This window comes from uncultured Rhodoblastus sp., from assembly GCF_903903185.1.
Lineage (GTDB): Bacteria > Pseudomonadota > Alphaproteobacteria > Rhizobiales > Beijerinckiaceae > Rhodoblastus.
Map to the genome: position 1 here is coordinate 15815 of NZ_CAIUXT010000237.1, position 17732 is coordinate 33546.

General features: G+C 64.2%; 15 protein-coding genes. 7 read left to right on the forward strand and 8 right to left on the reverse strand.

The genetic code is table 11. From position 1 onward, the window contains the following. The 3 genes from QZY01_RS21905 (at position 1) to QZY01_RS21915 (ending at position 2582) form a co-directional block, all read left to right on the forward strand. Positions 1 to 657, forward strand: a complete 657-nt coding sequence (locus QZY01_RS21905; protein WP_294541501.1) for a 3-oxoacid CoA-transferase subunit B — start codon at positions 1 to 3, stop codon at positions 655 to 657. Between the two features lie 157 nt (positions 658 to 814). After that, a complete protein-coding gene (locus tag QZY01_RS21910; protein WP_294541472.1) occupies positions 815 to 2062 on the forward strand; it encodes a nucleoside transporter C-terminal domain-containing protein in 1248 nt (415 codons plus the stop codon). A 184-nt stretch (positions 2063 to 2246) separates the two neighbouring features. Next, a complete protein-coding gene (locus QZY01_RS21915) occupies positions 2247 to 2582 on the forward strand; it encodes a phasin family protein (protein ID WP_294541476.1) in 336 nt (111 codons plus the stop codon). A gap of 97 nt (positions 2583 to 2679) precedes the next feature. On the opposite strand, the gene QZY01_RS21920 is transcribed toward QZY01_RS21915, so the two are convergent. Next, positions 2680 to 3978 (reverse strand): PLP-dependent transferase, encoded by a 1299-nt coding sequence (locus QZY01_RS21920; protein ID WP_294541478.1) that lies wholly within the window; start codon positions 3976 to 3978, stop codon positions 2680 to 2682. 409 nt (positions 3979 to 4387) lie between these two features. Here QZY01_RS21920 and QZY01_RS21925 point away from each other — a divergent pair, with 409 nt between their 5' ends. Then, positions 4388 to 5260 carry a serine protease gene (locus QZY01_RS21925; protein ID WP_294541481.1) on the forward strand — a complete coding sequence of 291 codons (873 nt, stop codon included), beginning with the start codon at positions 4388 to 4390 and terminating at the stop codon, positions 5258 to 5260. A gap of 27 nt (positions 5261 to 5287) precedes the next feature. On the opposite strand, the gene rfbA is transcribed toward QZY01_RS21925, so the two are convergent. The 7 genes from rfbA to QZY01_RS21960 form a co-directional block, all read right to left on the reverse strand. Next, positions 5288 to 6175, reverse strand: a complete 888-nt coding sequence (gene rfbA, locus QZY01_RS21930; RefSeq protein ID WP_294541484.1) for a glucose-1-phosphate thymidylyltransferase RfbA — start codon at positions 6173 to 6175, stop codon at positions 5288 to 5290. Next, positions 6172 to 7068: a dTDP-4-dehydrorhamnose reductase gene (gene rfbD / locus QZY01_RS21935; RefSeq protein WP_294541485.1), complete on the reverse strand. Its 897-nt coding sequence runs from the start codon at positions 7066 to 7068 to the stop codon at positions 6172 to 6174. Before rfbD ends, rfbA begins: the two co-directional genes overlap by 4 nt. A gap of 5 nt (positions 7069 to 7073) precedes the next feature. After that, positions 7074 to 8141: a dTDP-glucose 4,6-dehydratase gene (gene rfbB / locus QZY01_RS21940; protein ID WP_294541487.1), complete on the reverse strand. Its 1068-nt coding sequence runs from the start codon at positions 8139 to 8141 to the stop codon at positions 7074 to 7076. Positions 8142 to 8168: 27 nt separating this feature from the next. Then, on the reverse strand, positions 8169 to 8750 hold the full coding sequence (rfbC, locus tag QZY01_RS21945; RefSeq protein WP_294541488.1) for a dTDP-4-dehydrorhamnose 3,5-epimerase: 582 nt from the start codon (positions 8748 to 8750) through the stop codon (positions 8169 to 8171). A gap of 201 nt (positions 8751 to 8951) precedes the next feature. After that, positions 8952 to 10025, reverse strand: coding sequence for an AmmeMemoRadiSam system radical SAM enzyme (gene amrS / locus QZY01_RS21950; protein ID WP_294541490.1), 1074 nt, complete (start codon positions 10023 to 10025; stop codon positions 8952 to 8954). After that, the gene (amrB, locus tag QZY01_RS21955) at positions 10025 to 11389 is read right to left on the reverse strand and encodes an AmmeMemoRadiSam system protein B (RefSeq protein WP_294541492.1); all 1365 of its coding nucleotides are present in this window, start codon (positions 11387 to 11389) and stop codon (positions 10025 to 10027) included. The genes amrS and amrB overlap by 1 nt, the downstream gene beginning before the upstream one ends. A 129-nt stretch (positions 11390 to 11518) precedes the next feature. Beyond that, complete coding sequence (locus QZY01_RS21960) at positions 11519 to 13099, reverse strand: peptidase S10 (protein ID WP_294541494.1); 1581 nt, start codon at positions 13097 to 13099, stop codon at positions 11519 to 11521. 339 nt (positions 13100 to 13438) lie between these two features. Between QZY01_RS21960 and QZY01_RS21965 the strand changes: the two genes are divergently transcribed. From QZY01_RS21965 to QZY01_RS21975, 3 genes are all read left to right on the forward strand, one after another. After that, positions 13439 to 14836, forward strand: a complete 1398-nt coding sequence (locus QZY01_RS21965) for a S41 family peptidase (RefSeq protein WP_294541496.1) — start codon at positions 13439 to 13441, stop codon at positions 14834 to 14836. 17 nt (positions 14837 to 14853) lie between these two features. Further along, a complete protein-coding gene (locus tag QZY01_RS21970; RefSeq protein ID WP_294541498.1) occupies positions 14854 to 15423 on the forward strand; it encodes a TrmH family RNA methyltransferase in 570 nt (189 codons plus the stop codon). 551 nt (positions 15424 to 15974) lie between these two features. Further along, the coding region (locus QZY01_RS21975) for an autotransporter-associated beta strand repeat-containing protein (protein ID WP_294541499.1) at positions 15975 to 17732 on the forward strand (1758 nt) is incomplete at its 3' end.

Below are 17732 nucleotides of genomic sequence, written 5' to 3' on the forward strand. Positions count from 1 at the left end.
CTGTCCCCAGATGAAATCATCCAGCGCCGCGTCGCCCTCGAACTGCATGAAGGCACCCTGGTCAATCTCGGCATCGGCCTGCCGACCGGCGTCTCCAAATATATCGCGCCAAGCCTCGGCATTCTCTTTCAGTCGGAAAACGGCATCGTCGGCATGGATTCGCGTCCGCCGGAAGGCATGGAGGACGAGGAACTCACCGACGCCGGCGGCGGCTATATTTCGGCGGTGCCCGGCGCCGCGACGGTCGACAGCACCATGTCCTTCGGACTGATTCGCGGCGGCCATCTTGACGCCACCGTGCTCGGCGGGTTGCAGGTCGACGAAAAGGGCCATCTCGCCAATTGGGTCGTGCCGGGCAAGATGGTCCCGGGCATGGGCGGCGCGATGGATCTCGTCAGCGGCGCGCGCCGCGTGCTCGTCGCCATGCAGCACACCGCGAGAGGCAATCCGAAAATCGTCCCCGAATGCACCTTGCCGCTGACCGCGACGCGCCGCGTCACCCTGATCATCACCGATCTGGCGGTGATCGAACCGACCGACGCCGGCCTCGTGCTGCTTGAACGCGCGCCCGGCGTCGAGGTCGCGGAAATCGTCGCCGCCACCAGCGCCCGTCTCATCATCGCCGAGGTCGTGCCGGAAATGGCGTTCGGAGGCTGACGGCCCGGGCAAAGACCGTTCGAGCGCCGCGTTCCGCGCCGTCTGACCGGCGGGCTGTTTGCTTTGCAAGGGCGCGCGCCGAGACGGGGCCGATGGGTTTTCACTCCCGAGGGCTGTTATAAGTGCTGGGCGAATTTCTCGCGCCATCGGGCAAGCCATGAATCTGCTGCATGGAATTTTCGGCATGGCCTGCCTCATGGCGCTGGCCTATGCGCTGAGCGAGGATCGCCGGGCCATACCACGCCGCGTCGTAGCCGCCGGCGTGGCGCTGCAAGTCGCGCTGGCGGTCCTGCTGCTCAAATTCCCGCCGGCCCGCGCCATCATGACGACGCTCGCCGGCGCGGTCGGCGCGCTCGACCGCGCCACCGAGGCCGGAACCTCCTTCGTCTTCGGCTATCTCGGCGGCGCCGCCCTGCCCTTCGAGCCCAATGGCCAGGGCTCGACGCTGGTGCTCGCCTTTCATGTCTTTCCGCTGATTCTCGTCATCTGCGCCCTCGCCTCGCTGCTGTTCCACTGGGGCGTGATGCAGAAAATCGTCGGCGCAATGGCCTATGTGCTGCGCCGAACCGTCGGCGTCGGCGGCGCGCTGGGCACGGGCGCGGCGGTCAATTTCTTCGTCGGCATGGTCGAGGCGCCGATCCTGATTCGCCCCTGGCTGGCGACTATGCCGCGCGGCGAACTCTTCGCTTTGATGAGCGCAGGCATGGCCGGGATTTCCGGCACGGTGATGGTGATCTACGGCCGCATCCTGGCGCCCGTCCTGCCCGAAGCCTTCGGTCATATCCTGACGGCCGCGCTGATTTCGGCCCCCGCCGCAATCGCCGTGGCGGCGATCATGACGCCCTTTGCCGCCAATCCCGGGGCCGAGGGCGCCATCGTCATCAAGGACCCGCCGCACAATGCGCTGGAAGCCATTTCGCGCGGCACGACCGACGGCGTGGTGATTCTCGCCCATATTCTCGCCCATCTGATCGTGCTGCTGGCGCTGGTGGCGCTGGTCAATGGCGCGCTCGCCGCCCTGCCCGACCTGTTCGGCGCGCCGCTGACCCTCCAGCGCCTGTTCGCCTTTGCGTTCCGCCCGCTGGCCTTTGCGATCGGCGTCGATGGTCCCGATCTCGACACAGCCGCGCGGCTGCTCGGCGCGAAAACGACGCTCAATGAATTCATCGCCTATCTCGATCTGGCCAACCTGCCCGAAGGCGCGATCAGCGCGCGCTCGAAGCTGATTCTGATTTACGCCCTGTGCGGCTTCGCCAATTTCGGTTCGGTCGGCGTGCTGGTCGGGGGCGTCTGCGCCATGGCGCCGGAACGCAAACACGACGTCGCGGCGCTCGGCTTGCGGGCGATGGTTTGCGGAACCATCGCCTCGCTGATGGGCGGCGCCTTGATCGGCGCATTGAATTGACCGGGCGAAAAAGCCGCCGGAATCCGCAGCGCGACGCCCGACCGCAAAGTTTATTGTGCAGTGCAGCATTTTGGTTGACAGGAGCGATGCGTCTCGCCTAAAAGGAGGGCACGGGGCTGACTGTAAGGGTGGTTCCTGCAACGGCCGCCGCCGACCGGCGGAAGGCGATCCAAAGGAAACGACGATGTCCGACAAAATCGAACAGATCCAGAATTTCGGCAAAGAGCAAATCGAAGCGGTCCAGACCGCCACCAGCGAATTCGCCAAGGGCCTTCAGGCCATCGCCGCCGAGGCGAGCGAATATTCGAAGAAGACCATCGAGAACAGCTCGGCTTTTGTCGCCAAGCTCAGCGCCGCGAAGCAGATCGACGAGGCCCTCAAGCTGCAGGCTGAATTCGCCAAGACCAGCTACGAAGATTTCATCGCCCAATCGACCAAGATCGGCGAACTCTACACCAATTTCGCCAAGCAGGCTTTCAAGCCGGTCGAAGCGGTGATCGCCAAGGTTCAGGGCAAGTAATTTTCGTCTGTCGCTTTCGTGCGGAAAAAATCAGGGTCCAGCCAATCATTGGCCGGGCCCTTTCTTTCTCGTGGTTTCTTGGCGGATTTTCTAAAGATCAATCGGCGGCGGCCTGCAAAGCCTGGTCGAGATCGGCGAGAATATCGTCGATATGCTCGATCCCGACCGACAGGCGGACATAGCCGGGCGAGACGCCGGTAGCTGTCTGCGCCTCTTCCGCCAGTTGCGAATGGGTGGTCGAGGACGGATGGATGGCGAGGCTGCGCGCGTCGCCGATATTGGCGACGTGATAGAACAGCGCCAGCGCGTCGATGAATTTGCGCCCCGCCGCCGAACTGCCGGCCAGTTCGAAACCGACCAGCCCGCCATAGCCGCCCTTGAGATATTTGTCGGCCCGCGCCCGAGTCTCGCCGCTCTGCTGCGAGGGGTGGATCACCTTGATCACCTCCGGCCTTTTCGCCAGCCATTGCGCGACGGCGGAGGCGTTCTGGCTGTGGCGCTCGATGCGCAGGGGCAGCGTCTCAAGGCCCTGCAAGGTGAGGAAGGCGTTGAACGGCGAAAGCGCCGCGCCGAGATCGCGCAACAGCGTCGTGCGCGCCTTGATGATGAAGGCGACCGGACCGATTCCCTTCACCGCCTGTGTCCATACCGCGCCGTGATAGCTCGGATCGGGCGTATTGAGCGCAGGCTGGCGCTCCGGAAATTGTTCCCAGTCGAAATTGCCGCCATCGACAATCGCGCCGCCGATCGACGTCCCGTGTCCGCCGATGTATTTGGTGGTCGAATAGACGACGATGGCCGCGCCGTGATCGAGCGGCCGCGTCAAAATCGGCGCGGCGGTATTGTCGACGATGAGCGGAATGCCGAATTCGCGGCCGATGGCGGCGACTTCGGCGATCGGGAACACCGCGAGCTTCGGATTGGGCAGGGTTTCCGCATAAAAGGCGCGCGTGCGCGCATCGATGGCCCGGCGAAAGTTTTCCGGGTCGGCCGGATCGACGAAGCGGACTTCTATGCCCTGGTCCTTGAGCGTATTGGCGAACAGGTTCCAGGTGCCGCCATAAAGATCGGTCGAGGAGACGATATTGTCGCCGACGCGGGCGAGGTTTTGCACCGCGAAGGCCGAAGCCGCTTGCCCGGAAGCAACCGCCAGGGTCGCGGCGCCGCCTTCGAGCGCGGTCAGCCGCTGCTCCAGAATGTCGGTCGTCGGGTTGCCGAGGCGGGTGTAGATATTGCCCAGTTCCCTGAGCCCGAACAGATTGGCGGCGTGTTCGGTGTCGCGGAACTGGTAGCTGGTGGTCTGGTAGATCGGCGGCGCCACCGATCCGGTCGCGGGGTCGGCGCGCCAACCGGCGTGCAGGACGATGGTTTCGGGATTTTTCGACTGGTTGGACATCTGGTTGTTCCCCGGCGTCATTCTTGACAGGTTTCGGCGGCGCGGCGCCCGAGCCTCGCTCCGAATCGTTCGGATCGGGCTCCGGCGGTGGTTTCACGTTTGTTTTCGCCTGCGGCGCGTCAGGCAAACTGGTTTTAGCAGGATTTTGGCCAAAAACCGGCAATCCCTTTTCGAAACGCCCGCCTGGCCGCGCTGACCGCCGCCGGCAGACGATAAATAGTTTACTATTTTAGTCAACTATTCCACGCTGCCGCGCCAGCGACTTGCGATGGCCGTAAACGCGTCTAGATTGGATTGTATCCATCCTGGCCCATTCGACCCGAAGGCGGAACAAGATGCCGAAAACTCCGATTGTTCGACACCGCACCCGGCCTGAAGCGGATTCGCCCGAGGGACAAGGAAAGACGTGGTGAAGCGACAATTGGGCGGCGGGACCCGGCCCGTCGGAACGACGCCCGCGCCGCGATGGCGGGACCGGCGGCGGCCCGGAACAGGCGCCGGCAGGATCCCGGCGCTTGCGCTTGCGCTCGTCCTTGCCTGCGGTCTTTTCGCCATTGACATCGACGGACGCGCGGCGTCCCAGGAAGCGCCCCAAGAGGCGCGCCAAGACGCGCCGAAAGAATCGTCCAAAGCGGCGACCGAACAGGCCCCAGATCCGGGCCGTTCCGTCCTGACGCGATATGACCTTCCCTACCAGGCCTTCGCCGTCCATATTTTCAGGAAGCCGCGGCAGAGTTGGCCCGGCTTCGGCATTTATCTCGGCGATGGACTGGTCCTGACCGCCGCCCATGTGGTCGGACATCCCACCCAGGGCGACCCGAGCGTCGAGATCGCCGGTCAGACCCTCGAAGCCAAGATCGTCCGGGAAGGCGAATTCGAGTTGGTGGACCTGACCTTGCTGCGCATCGATTCGAGCCAATTGCCGCCAAGCCTCGCGCTGCGCCTGATGCCCTTGTGCGCGGCGGCGCCGCGCGTCGGACAGCCGGTGGTGGTCGCAACCCCCGAAGCCCTCTCGACCTCGCATATATTGTCGCCGAAAGCCCTGCCGCCGGAGTTTCACTCAACCCGCTTCGACACGCTGATCGCCGATGTCGCAACCACCGGAAATTCCGGATCCGGCGTTTTCGACCCGGCCAAAAATTGCCTGATGGGGATCATGAGCCGCAAATTACAGATCGCCGCCGGCGGCGCGCAGGAACCGGGCGGCAAGCCCAAGATGCTGGACCTCGCCAAATATTTCGTGCCGGCCCGCGAGATCGGACCGTTCATCGGTTCGAGATGACGGCCACAGGATCGCTTGCGCGCGGCGCTATTCCAGCGCCGATGGAGCGCTTTCCTCGGCGATTTCCGTCAGATAGCGCCCATAGCCGCTTTTGCCGAGCGCCGTCGCCAGTTTCTGCAGTTGCGCGCGGTCGATGAAGCCATTGGCGAAAGCGATTTCTTCCGGACAGGCGATGCGCACGCCCTGGCGTTTTTCCAGCGCGCGCACGAAGGTCGCCGCATCGACGAGCGATTCCGGCGTCCCGGTGTCGAGCCAGGCGAAGCCCCGGCCGAGCGTTTCCACCGAAAGCAGGCCGCGGTCGAGATAGACGCGGTTGACGTCGGTGATTTCCAACTCGCCGCGCGGCGAAGGTTTCAGTTTTCGCGCGATTTCCACCACTTCGGCGTCGTAGAAATAAAGTCCGGTGACGGCGAATTTCGACTTCGGCTTGACCGGCTTTTCCTCGATCGAGATCGCCTTGCCCGAGGCGTCGAACTGGACGACGCCATAGCGTTCCGGATCCTGCACGCGATAGGCGAAAACCGTCGCGCCGCTTTCGCGCGCCCGGGCGTGACGGCAAAGATCGACCAGGCCGTGGCCGTAGAAAATATTATCGCCCAGCACCAGCGCCGAAGGCTGGTCGCCGACGAAATCCGCGCCGAGAATATAGGCCTGCGCCAGACCGTCCGGCCTCGGCTGCACGATGTAGGACAGTTCGAGGCCCCATTGGCTCCCGTCGCCGAGAAGCTCCTTGAACATCGGCAGGTCGCGCGGCGTCGAAATGATCAGGATTTCGCGAATTCCCGCCAGCATCAGCACGCTGAGCGGATAATAGATCATCGGCTTGTCATAGACCGGCAAGATCTGTTTCGACACCGACAGCGTCATCGGATGCAGGCGGGTGCCGCTTCCGCCGGCCAGAATAATGCCTTTCATTGCCATTCTCCCTGGGCGGCGAGTCGCTCGATGGTTTGCGCCAGCGCGTCCCGCCAGTCGGGCAAGGTCACGCCATGGATCGCGGCGAGCTTGCCGCCGTCGAGGCAGGACCAGGCGGGACGGCGCGCCGGCGTCGGATATTCGGAAGTTGGAATAGCTGTCACCCGCGCGCCAGGGCCGCCGCGCAAAGCCGACTGGCGGAAGATTTCGGCGGCGAAATCCGCCCAGCTGATCGGCCCCCCCTTCGCCGTCATATGAAATATGCCGCGAAGCCGCGCCGCGTCGCGCCGGGCGACGAGATGGCGCGCCACCGATTCGATGGCCGCCGCTATGTCGAGGGCGGAGGTCGGGGTTCCGAACTGGTCGCCCACCACTTTCAATTCGTCGCGCGCAGCGGCGAGGCGCAGCATGGTGCGCACGAAATTCGCGCCGAAGGGCGCATAGACCCACGCGGTGCGCAAGATGACATGATCGGGCGCGGCCGCCGCCACGGCCTGCTCGCCGGCGAGCTTGCTCGCGCCATAGACGCCGATCGGCCCGGTCGGGTCGGTTTCGCGCAGGGGCCTGTCGCCCGAACCGTCGAAGACGTAATCGGTGGATATCTGGACGACTGGAACATTCAGGCGTCTCGCCGCCGCCGCGACGGCGCCGGCGCCGGCGCCATTGACGGCGAAAGCCGTTTCGCGCTCGCTTTCCGCCTTGTCCACGGCGGTATAGGCGGCCGCATTGACGATGGCGTCCGGCGCATGGCGCGAAAACAGCGCGGCGAGATCGCCGGGATGTTCGAGATCGAGTTCCGGACGGCCAAGGGCGACGATTTCGAGTTCGGGCCCCGCCCGCTCGATGAGCGCGCGCACGACCTGCCCCTGCGACCCGGTGACGACAAGGCGCATGATGTTCAGCCTCCCGCCGGCGGTTCGGTCAGAACGCCGAGGCGCTCGCCGGAATAGACCTTGTCGCGCAAAGGCCGCCACCACCATTCATTGTCGAGATACCAGCGCACGGTCTTGACGATGCCGGTGTCGAAGGTTTCCTGGGCCTTCCAGCCCAGTTCGGTTTCGAGCTTGGTCGCGTCGATGGCGTAGCGCTGGTCATGGCCGGGACGATCGGTCACATAGCGGATCAGTTCCTCATGCGGCCTTGCCGCCGGCGCCAATTCGTCGAGCAACGTGCAGATTCGGCGGACGATGTCGATATTGGTCCGCTCGTTGCGCCCGCCGACATTGTATTTTTCGCCAAGCCGCCCCTTGCTGACGATCAGGTGCAGCGCCCGCGCGTGATCCTCGACATAGAGCCAGTCGCGGATATTGGAGCCGGCGCCATAGACCGGCAGTTCGCGCCCGTGCAATCCGTTGAGGATCACCAGTGGAATGAGTTTTTCCGGGAAATGATAGGGCCCGTAATTATTCGAACAATTGGAGACCACCACCGGCAGGCCGAAGGTGCGGCCCCAGGCCAGGGCAAGATGATCCGCGCCGGCCTTGGAGGCCGAATAGGGCGAGGAAGGATCGTAGGGCGTGGTTTCCTCGAACAGGCCCTCGTCGCCGAGCGATCCATAGACTTCGTCGGTGGAGACATGCAGGAAGCGGAAGGCTTCCCTGGCCTTCGCGTCGAGCTTGCCGTGATAGGCGCGGGCCGCCTCGAGCAACACGAAAGTGCCGACCAGATTGGTCTGAATGAAATCGGCGGCGCCGGTGATCGAGCGATCGACATGGCTCTCGGCGGCAAGATGCATGACGGCGTCCGGCTTGAAGCCGGCGAAGGCCGCGTCCATGGCGGCGCGGTCGCAAATATCCGCCTGGACGAACCGATAGAGCGGGCTGTCGGCGACGAGCCGGAGCGAGGAGAGATGGCCGGCATAGGTCAGCTTGTCGACGACCAGCACCTGCGCTCCAACCTCGCCGATCAGGTGGCGAACCAGCGCCGAACCGATAAATCCGGCCCCGCCGGTCACAAGAATGCGCATGGGAAATCCCTTGAAATTCGCGTTGACTCAAAGCTCCAGAGGCTGCAGCGGATGGCCGTCATAATCGAACGGACTGACGAAGTCCTTCAGGAACTGCGCTTTTTCATCCTTGGGCGACAAGGTCGGCGCGACGCCCTCGGGCAAGGGCCAATCAATGCCGATGGCGGGGTCGTTCCAGCGCACGCCGCCATCATGGGCCGGGGCATAGAGGCTGGAGCATTTATAGGTCACCTGCACGTCGGGCGTCAGGGTGACGAAACCATGGGCGAAACCGATCGGGATGAACAATTGCAGGCCGTTTTCCGCCGAAAGCTCCGCGCCGACCCATTTTCCATAAGTCGGAGAATCACGCCTGATATCGACCGCCACGTCGTAGATCGAGCCGGCGATGCAGCGCACCAGCTTGTCCTGCCCGCAAGGCGGCGTCTGATAGTGCAGTCCGCGCAAAGTGCCCACCGGGCGCGACAGCGAATGATTGTCCTGGACGAAACGCACGGGGATCCCCAAGGCTTCGAAGGCTTTCTCGCTATAGACCTCGGTGAACCAGCCGCGCTCATCGCCGAAGCGTTTGGGATGAACGAGGCGAACAGGAGAAGAAGCCGCCGCCATGCCTATTCCTTCCGATATCGCGGTCGAGCCGCCGAACCGTCGGTCAATCGACGCACCGGATAAGCAGGAACCGGCCATAAGACAACCAAATAGTTCAAATTGCGTGTGTTTTTGTTTTAGACGCTGTTTTTGGGGACCGGCGACCGTCCCAAGGCCCGTCTGTTTTTTTTTGGCTTTTTCGGGAATCGGCGACGGTCAAGATCATGGTCCGATCGTCACCGGAATCCTGCGACGGCCGAAATCGCCGATCTGGCCTTCGAAGCGACCGGCGATCGCCGCGCCGCAGCCTGGGCATAAGCCGCCCTGCGCCAGATCGTGACGTTCGATCCGGAACCAGTCGCGCACGATCAGCGGCGCGCGGCATTGCGGGCAGAAGGTGGTGTCGCCCTGTGCATCGTGAACATTGCCGAGATAGACATAGTCGAGACCGGCCCGCATCGCGATTTTTCTGGCGCGCGTCAGGGTCTCGGGCGGCGTCGCGGGCGTGTCGCGCATTTTATGGGCCGGATGGAAGGCCGAGAAATGCAGCGGCACATCCCGCCCCAATTCGCGCGCCACCCAGTTGGACAGCGCCGTCAGTTCCTCGTCGGAGTCGTTTTTCCCCGGAATCAGCAGCGTCGTGATCTCCAGCCAGACGTCGCTCTCGCGCCTCAGATAGAGCAACGTATCGAGCACCGGCTGCAAATGCGCCGCCGTCAGCCTGAAATAAAAGTCTTCCGAAAAGCCCTTGAGGTCGATATTGGCCGCGTCGATTTTCGCAAAAAAGTCGCGCCGCGCGCCTTCGCGCATGTAGCCGGCCGACACCGCGACCGTCTTTATTTGCCGGGCGTGGCAGGAGTCGGCCACGTCCATGGCGTATTCGAGGAAGATCGCCGGGTCGTTATAGGTGAAGGCGACGCTCGCGCAGCCATGCCGCGCGGCGGTTGCGGCGATGGCTTCGGGCGAAGCCCATTCCATCAGCGAGTCCATGTCGCGCGCCGCGCTGATGTCCGAATTCTGGCAGAATTTGCAGGCGAGGTTGCAGCCAGCCGTGCCGAAGGACAAGACGCTCGAACCGGGATGGAAATGATTGAGCGGCTTTTTCTCGATGGGATCGATGCAGAAGCCCGATGAACGCCCATAGGTCGTCAGGACCATGGCGTCGCCTTCGCGCATCCGGACAAAGCAGGCGCCGCGCTGTCCCTCGTGCAATTTGCAGTCGCGCGGGCAAACCTCGCACTGGATGCGCCCGTCCCCGGTTGCGCGCCAGTAACCGGCGGGATGATTTTCAAACATTATTGCGCATTCGGACCGACTTCGGGCTCGCTCCACTTGTTGACGCGATATCGATCGAGGTGGATTTCTTCCGACCAGAAATCGGCCCGCAGCCCGGCCTTGAGCTTGAGCTGGCGAAGGAAGTCGCGGGGTTCGGGGAGCGTATCCCAGACCTGCGGCAGGAACGTCGCGCGATGGCGCCCGCAGGTTAGCACCAGTCCATCGACCTTTGGCCGGAGCAGCCTCAGCGCCTCGGCTTCCGAACGCGCCGGCAGCGGCGACAGCGGCGACAGCAGCGACACCTCGATGGTTGTCCCCGCCAACTCGTCGGCGGCGAGCGGCGCAAAGCGCGGGTCCTCGAAGGCCGCCGCGCGCGCATTGGCGGTCAAGGCCTCGTTGAGCGGGCGGCGGGCCTCGATGTCGCCGACGCATCCCCGAAGCGCGCCGCCTCGTTTCAAGGTCACGAAACAGGCGGCTTTTTCCTGCAGCCAGGATTCTTGAAACCCGCGCGAAGTTCGTTCGGCGTCAGGCGAGTCGCCAAAGGCGCTCGCGATCGACGCGCGGGCGAGCGCGAGCAGGACCGGGCCGCGGTCGCCGCCGGCTTCGTCAAATTCGATCGCCGCGTAACCAACGACTCTTTGCCGGTCCCCTGCCGTGTCGCCCGAATTGCATTGGGCCACCAGCCTTGGCGTGAGCTTGTGCCGGCCTGCCGCCAGCAACAGCCCATTGATCGGCAAGGCGCCGCAAGCGCGCTCAAAACTGTCGAGCGGACGCCGCTGGAGCAGAAGCGCCACGGTGTCATCGTCCTTCCGCCGGGCCTCGTCGTAAGGCAGATAATGCGACAGGTCGGAACTGACGACGATCAGCGTTTCCGGTCCGCCCCAAAGGGCTTCGAGCACCTCGGCGACTTCCTCGGCCGTGGCGTCGCCGACGGCCAGCGGAACCAGAGTGAAATCACGCAGGACGCGTTGCAGGAACGGGAGCTGAACTTCCAGCGAATGTTCGAATTCATGCGCCGCCTCGCTGACCGACACCTGCGCCATTCCTTCGATCCGGCGAATGGCCGCCCGGTCCAGGGGAATTTCGCCGAGCGGCGTCGCAAACCGGTCGGACGCCGGCACAGCCAGTCCGCGAAGGGCGACCCGATGCGCCGGACCGAGCAGAACAACGCGGGAAATGAGTCCGGCGTAAGGGACGAGCCGGGCATAGGCCTCTCCGGCTACCGCGCCCGAATAGACATAGCCGGCATGGGGCGCGATCAGCGCCTTGGGCCGCCCGGTCGCCGACGATGCAAGCGATGTTTTCACCAGGCCGGCGAGCGTCTGCTCAAGCACGGCGGCGCTGGCGGGATAGAACGTCCCCGCGACCGCAGGTTGACGAATCATGGCCCCTTTTCCTCGCGCGCAAGCCCCAAAACCCCCCTGATCGCCGATATGGGGACGCCGGGGCGTTTTTTGAGAGCCTGCGCCGATTTCCAATTCTTTTTTCGCCGGCGGTTGAGGCGCGGCGCAAGCTCACTCGCCCAAAATCAATTTCCGCGCCGCGTCGCGCAGCGCGGCGCGCGACGAATCGACGGCATAGAACATGTGGCCGCCCGGCAGAGCCAGGAATTCGATGCGTTCCGGCGCGCCGACAGGCGGCGCCAGATCGAGCAGGAGTTTTGCGGCGTAATAGGGCGTCACCAGATCGTAAAGCCCTTGCGCCACCAGGATTTTGAGACGCGGGTCGAGGCCCTGCGCCTGGCGCAGGTCGCTCAGGGCTTCGAGATGGCGCCGCTGCGAGCCCCAGTTCCAGCTCTCCGCCACGCGGTCGTTGAGAATCTCGTATCGGGCCTCCACCGGCCATTTCAGCTTTGCCGTCGCCCGGTCGGTCATGGCGGCGCCGAGCGGCGCGCGCAGGCCGTCGAGCACCGGATCCGAAACACCCTGCGGCCGCCGGCCCGGCGCCGGATTGGGCCCCTGAACCTCCGCGTCGTAGACGCTGGCGATAAGGCGTCCGCTCGCATCGGCCTCGAAAACCCAGTCATTGGCGCCGACGCGGCCTTGCAGGCGGCGCACCAGTTCCGGCGACAGCCCGGTCAGGGCGGCGACCTTGCCGGCGATCCGCTCTTGCGCCGCCGCGTCGCGCGGCCCGCGCAGCAGATCGGCCAGATAGGCGCCGCTGGCGTAGCTCTCGGCGCCGGCCAGTTCAGCGCGGGTCTTGGCCCCGCCATGGCTGGCGGCGAGCGAGGGCAGGCGCGCGGCGTCGACCAGTGGATTGTTGCGGCCCTCGATCCAGCCGAAATCCAGCGCCGGCGACAACAGGATCAGGCCATCGACGCCGACATTCTCCCTTTCCTGCAAGGCGCGCGCGACCTTGGGCGCCCGGAAGCCGCCGTAGCTTTCGCCAGCCAGAAACTTCGGACAGCCGAGTTTTCCAGCCTGTTGCAGCCAGCGCCGCACGACATTGGCCAATAACGCGACGTCGCCCTCAACCGACCAGAATTTTCTGCGCGCCGCCTCGCCATCGGCCAGCCGGGAAAATCCGGTTCCCGGAGGATCGATGAACACGAGATCGGCGAAATCGAGCCAGGTTTCGCGATTATCCGACACGATGGGGGCCGCCGAAGGGGCTTGCGCCGCGCCCGCCAATGGCAGGCGCCAGGGACCGAGCGCGCCGAGATCGAGCCAGCCCGAACCCGCGCCCGGCCCGCCATTGAAGGCGAAGACGACAGGGCGGCAGGCGCCCGGCTCCGCTTTGTCGGCGCGCGACGTCAGCACGAAAGCCGTGGTCACGACCTCCGCCAGAAGCTCGCCTGAAGACTCGTCCCTGATCGGCATCGCGCCGATGCTGGCCTCGAATTTGAGGATGCGCCCGCCGAGATCGATGCTTTGCAAGGTGACCGCCGGCGACGGCAATCGCTCCCTGGCGGGCTTTGCGGCGGCGTTGGCCGGGGCGCCGCCATGCGGGTCCCTGTCATTTGCGACCGCGGGCGCGTCTTGGGCCCGGACGACGGACGCGGTCGCGGCCAGGCCGGACAACAGCGAGAGACAGAGGATGAGGCCCAGCCCAGCTTTGGGCAGGCGTTCGAAAAAAAAATTCCGCTGTGAATTCATATTCACCTTGCCGCCGGAAAGCCCTTCGTCGCGGATCGACGACAGTTAAATATAAGACGACTAATCCAGTAGACAATGTAACATGAGGGGGTGGCCTCCAAACTGAGGGACGCGGACATTCGCATATTTGGCGCTTGTCGGGGTTCGGTCCAATAAGTTCCTGGTCGGGGCCGCCTCCCCCGTCGCCGAAAAAACGCGATTAAAAAAAGCCGATAAACAGCCGTTTGAGTTCATAGGAGACGAATTTCGCCGCGTTTATGGTGGGACTGGAAGATGTCGGGGCGATGAGCGATCCGGGTCCAGTGTGGTTGAAGCCGAAGATTTTTTGAGGGTTCGCGGATGATGCGCAAAACATCGCTGGTGTTGCTGGGCGCCGCCATCGGCGCTTCGACGTTTGCTCTGGAGTCCCCCGGCCCGGCGCCGCGAGGCGCGGCGGTCGCGGCCACGGCCACGGCCGACGTCTATCGCGATCTTCATCTGTTCGGCGAAATATTCGACAGGGTTCGCGCCGAGTATGTCGAGCGGACCGACGGCAGGAAAATGGTCGAAGCGGCGGTTGGCGGCATGCTCGCCTCGCTCGATCCGCATTCGAGCTACATGGATCCGAAAAGCTTTGCCGACACGCGCATGGAATTCAGCGGCGAATTCGGCGGCCTTGGCATCGAAGTCATGCAGGAAGACGGCGCCCTCAAGGTGATCGCGCCGATCGACGACACGCCGGCGGCCAGGGCGGGCGTGCGTTCCGGCGACCTGATCTCGGCCATCGACGGCAAGAGCCTGCTCGGCATGCCGCTGGAACAGGCCGTCAACAAGATGCGCGGCGCGGTCAATAGCGCCGTGCGGCTGACGCTGCTGCGCGGCGAGAAGAAAGCCAGGGTCGAGGTCACGCTCAAACGCGCCGTCATTCAGGTCAAATCCGTCCACGCGCATGTGGACGGCGGCGATATCGGCTATATCCGCATCACCCAGTTCACCGAACAGACTTTCGACGGTCTCAAGGAAGCCATGCTGAAGATCCAGCGCGATATCCCTGCGGACAAGTTCAAGGGCTATGTTCTCGATCTGCGCAATAATCCCGGCGGCCTCGTCGATCAGTCGGCGGCGGTGGCGAACGCCTTCATCGATCGTGGCGAAATCGTCTCGACCCGCGGCCGCGGCGCGGACGACACGCAGCGCTACAATGCCCGGCCGCTCGACCTTTCCCATGGAAAGCCGATGGTGGCGCTCATCAATGGCGGCTCGGCCTCGGCTTCGGAAATCGTCGCCGGCGCCTTGCAGGACCACAAGCGCGCCACGCTGATCGGTTCGCGGTCCTTTGGCAAGGGATCGGTGCAGACCATCATTCCGCTGGCCGAGAACAATGGCGCGCTGCGCCTGACCACGGCGCGCTATTACACGCCGTCGGGCCGCTCGATCCAGGCCATGGGCGTCGAGCCGGACATTCAGGTGCTTGAGGACGTGCCGGACGAGTGGAAGGGCAAGGACAGGATCGGAGGCGAGGCTTCGCTCAAGGGCCATCTGAAGAATGGCGACGCGGAGGAGCATGGCTCGCAGGCCTATGTCCCCGCCGACGAGGCCAAGGACAAGGCTTTGCACGCGGCTTACGATCTCTTGCGCGGCGTAGGGACGGCGGAGGCGCCGAAAGTCGACCCCCCCAAAGCGCTGGCGACCGGTCCGGCGACGACGCCGCTCGACGCCACGCGTTCCCCCGCGCCGCCTCGCGTCAAGTCGAACTGAAACAATTGCGAGGCGACATGAGCGAACCGACGCGGCGGCTGGTTTCGCCAACGACGGAATTGCGCCGAAGCAAATGCGACCGCGACGCTTTTGCGGCAATGCCGCGCCTGCCGATCCGGGTGGTGCTCGACCGGGTGACGCAGGCCTATAATATCGGCGCGATTTTCCGGCTTTGCGATGCGATGCTGGCCGAACGGCTGGTGATCGCCGGGGCGGAAGTCGATTTGCGCAAGCGCAACCTCGGGCAGGCCGCCTGCGGAACGCAGTTCTGGACGCCGTGGTCGCAGGAAAACTCGGCCGTCGAAGCGGTCATCGCCGCGAAAGCCGATGGCTATCAGATCGCGGCGGTCGAACTGGCGTCGAACAGCGTCAGGCCAGAGGCCTTCATGGCGAAATTTCCGGTATGCCTCGTGCTCGGCGGCGAATTCGACGGCGTGTCGCAGCAGGTCGTCGATCTCTGCGACGCCGTCATCGAGATTCCGATGCGCGGCATGGCCAATTCGATCAATGTCTCCACGGCGGCGGCCATCGTGCTTTACGATCTGTCGCGCCGCGCCGAAGCCGCCCTTTCGCCGCCGCCCGAATGACCCGCGCGCCGCCGCCGACGAACCGGCGACCGGGCGATTCAGGAACCGCATTCATCCGCCGCCAACGTTCTCGGAGGCGTTTTTTCCAAGTCGTTTTCGATGTCTGAAAAGCAGGAGAAATAGGGGCGTCGCGATCAGGCCGATTTCCCTGGCGCGCCGCGCGGATTACGGCGGGAACAGCTATATAATTGATATTAATAAGGTTTCTCAGTAACAGATCGCAACGAAACAGGTTTGAAAGTTCTCGATCGACCGCAACGCTCAATTGAACAATCGTTTCAAGCATTATTTCAGAAATGACTCGACGGGATGCGGTGGGACCAAGCCTCTCGTTGAAATGCGCCAAATTCTTGAAAGATGCATGGTTAAGCTCGCGCTCACAAGCTGAAGCCTTGCCAAACAGCATGAAATCACGCGTTGCAGAAGGGATTTCCTCCCTTAACTTGACCCAGCGGAAAATCCCTCGTCTTATGCTGCGACGAGGACATGATATTTACGGGTCGCCGAATTCGATGGGGACAAGCTTCAACATTTCGGGAGGCTGCAACGCGATGCTTATCGCGTTGGGATTGTCGTCCGCCCTGGGCGGCGCTGCATTTGCGCAGCAATTGGATCTGCAAGGGCGCAACCTGTTTGTCATCACGCTCGACAGCTATTCCGGCGTCACCAACTCGGGCGCCCGTTCCGCAAACCTGACCATCGGCGTCAGGAGTTCGAGTTACCGTTTTGACGGAACGATAGCGGACGGCGTTTCGACCGTTGGCATCATCAAATCCGGCTTGGGGACCATGACCCTTAACGGCGACAATCCCTATTCCAACGGAACTTCGGTGGCCGCCGGGGCGCTCGTCGCTGGCGTCGCCGGCGCGCTCGGCTCCGGCTACGTCGCGCTGTCCGATGGCGTCAGCCTCGGCTTCGCGGCGCCGATGACCATCGCCAATCCTATCCTTATCAGCAGCGGCGCTGACGCGACCCTCGACACAAGAGCCTTCGACGTCACCCTTTCCGGCGAGATCGTCGGCGCCGGGGCCTTGACAAAAGTCGGCTCGGGAACGCTGACCGTCAACGTCACGAGACCCGATGCCGGCGTTAACGCTTCTGGCGGCGTAAACGCCTATTCCGGGGGAACTTATCTCAACGCGGGGGCGCTGGTCGTCGGAAACGCCGGCGCGCTCGGCTCGGGCGCCGTGACCATGGCCGATGGCGTGCGCCTCGCCTTCGCCGGGCCGATGACCTTCACCAATTCCATCGCCCTCTCCGGCCGCTTGCGCGCAAGCCTCGACACCGGCGCGGCCGATGTCGCCTTGACCGGCGTGATCTCGGGCGCCGGCGCCTTGACGAAAATCGGCGATGGAACGCTGACCCTCGCCGGCGCCAACACCTATAAAGGCGGAACCTATCTCGACGCCGGAACCCTGGCGATCGCCAATGCCCAGGCGCTCGGCTTGGGCGCCCTCTACATGGCCGAAAACACCACTTTGACCTTCGCCGGCGCGGCCAGTCTGGCGAACGACATTATTTTTGCCCGCTCGGGCGATCCGACAATCGACACCGGAAGCGGCGACATTACGATCTCTGGCGTGATCTCCGGCCCCGGCGCCTTGACGAAAATCGGCTCCGGAACGCTGACCCTCGCGGGCGCCAACACCTATGAAGGCGGAACCCATCTCGACGCCGGAACCCTGGCGGTCGCCAATGCCCAGGCGCTCGGCTCAGGCGCTCTCTTCATGGCCGAAAACACCACTTTGAGCTTCGCCGGCGCGGCCAGTCTGGCGAACGACATTATTTTTGCCCGCTCGGGCGATCCGACAATCGACACCGGAAGCGGCGCCATTACGATCTCAGGCGTGATCTGCGGCCCTGGCGCCTTGACGAAAATCGGCTCCGGAACGCTGACCCTCACTGGCCTGAACGCTTATACCGGCGGAACTTATCTCAACGCGGGGGCGCTGGTCGCCGGCAACGCCAGCGCGCTCGGATCCGGCGGCGTGACGCTGGCCGATGGCGTGCGCCTCGCCTTCGCCGGGCCGATGACCTTCGCCAATTCCATCGCCTTGGCCGGCCCCGCCGGGGCGAGCCTCGACACCGGCGCCGCCGATATCGCCCTGTCCGGCCTCGTCTCCGGCCCCGGCGCCTTGACGAAAATCGGCTCCGGAACGCTGACCCTCACTGGCCTGAACGCTTATACCGGCGGAACTTATCTCAATGCCGGGGCGCTGGTCGCCGGCAACGCCGCCGCGCTCGGCTCCGGCGGCGTGACGCTGGCCGATGGCGTGCGCCTCGCCTTCGCCGGGCCGATGACCTTCGCC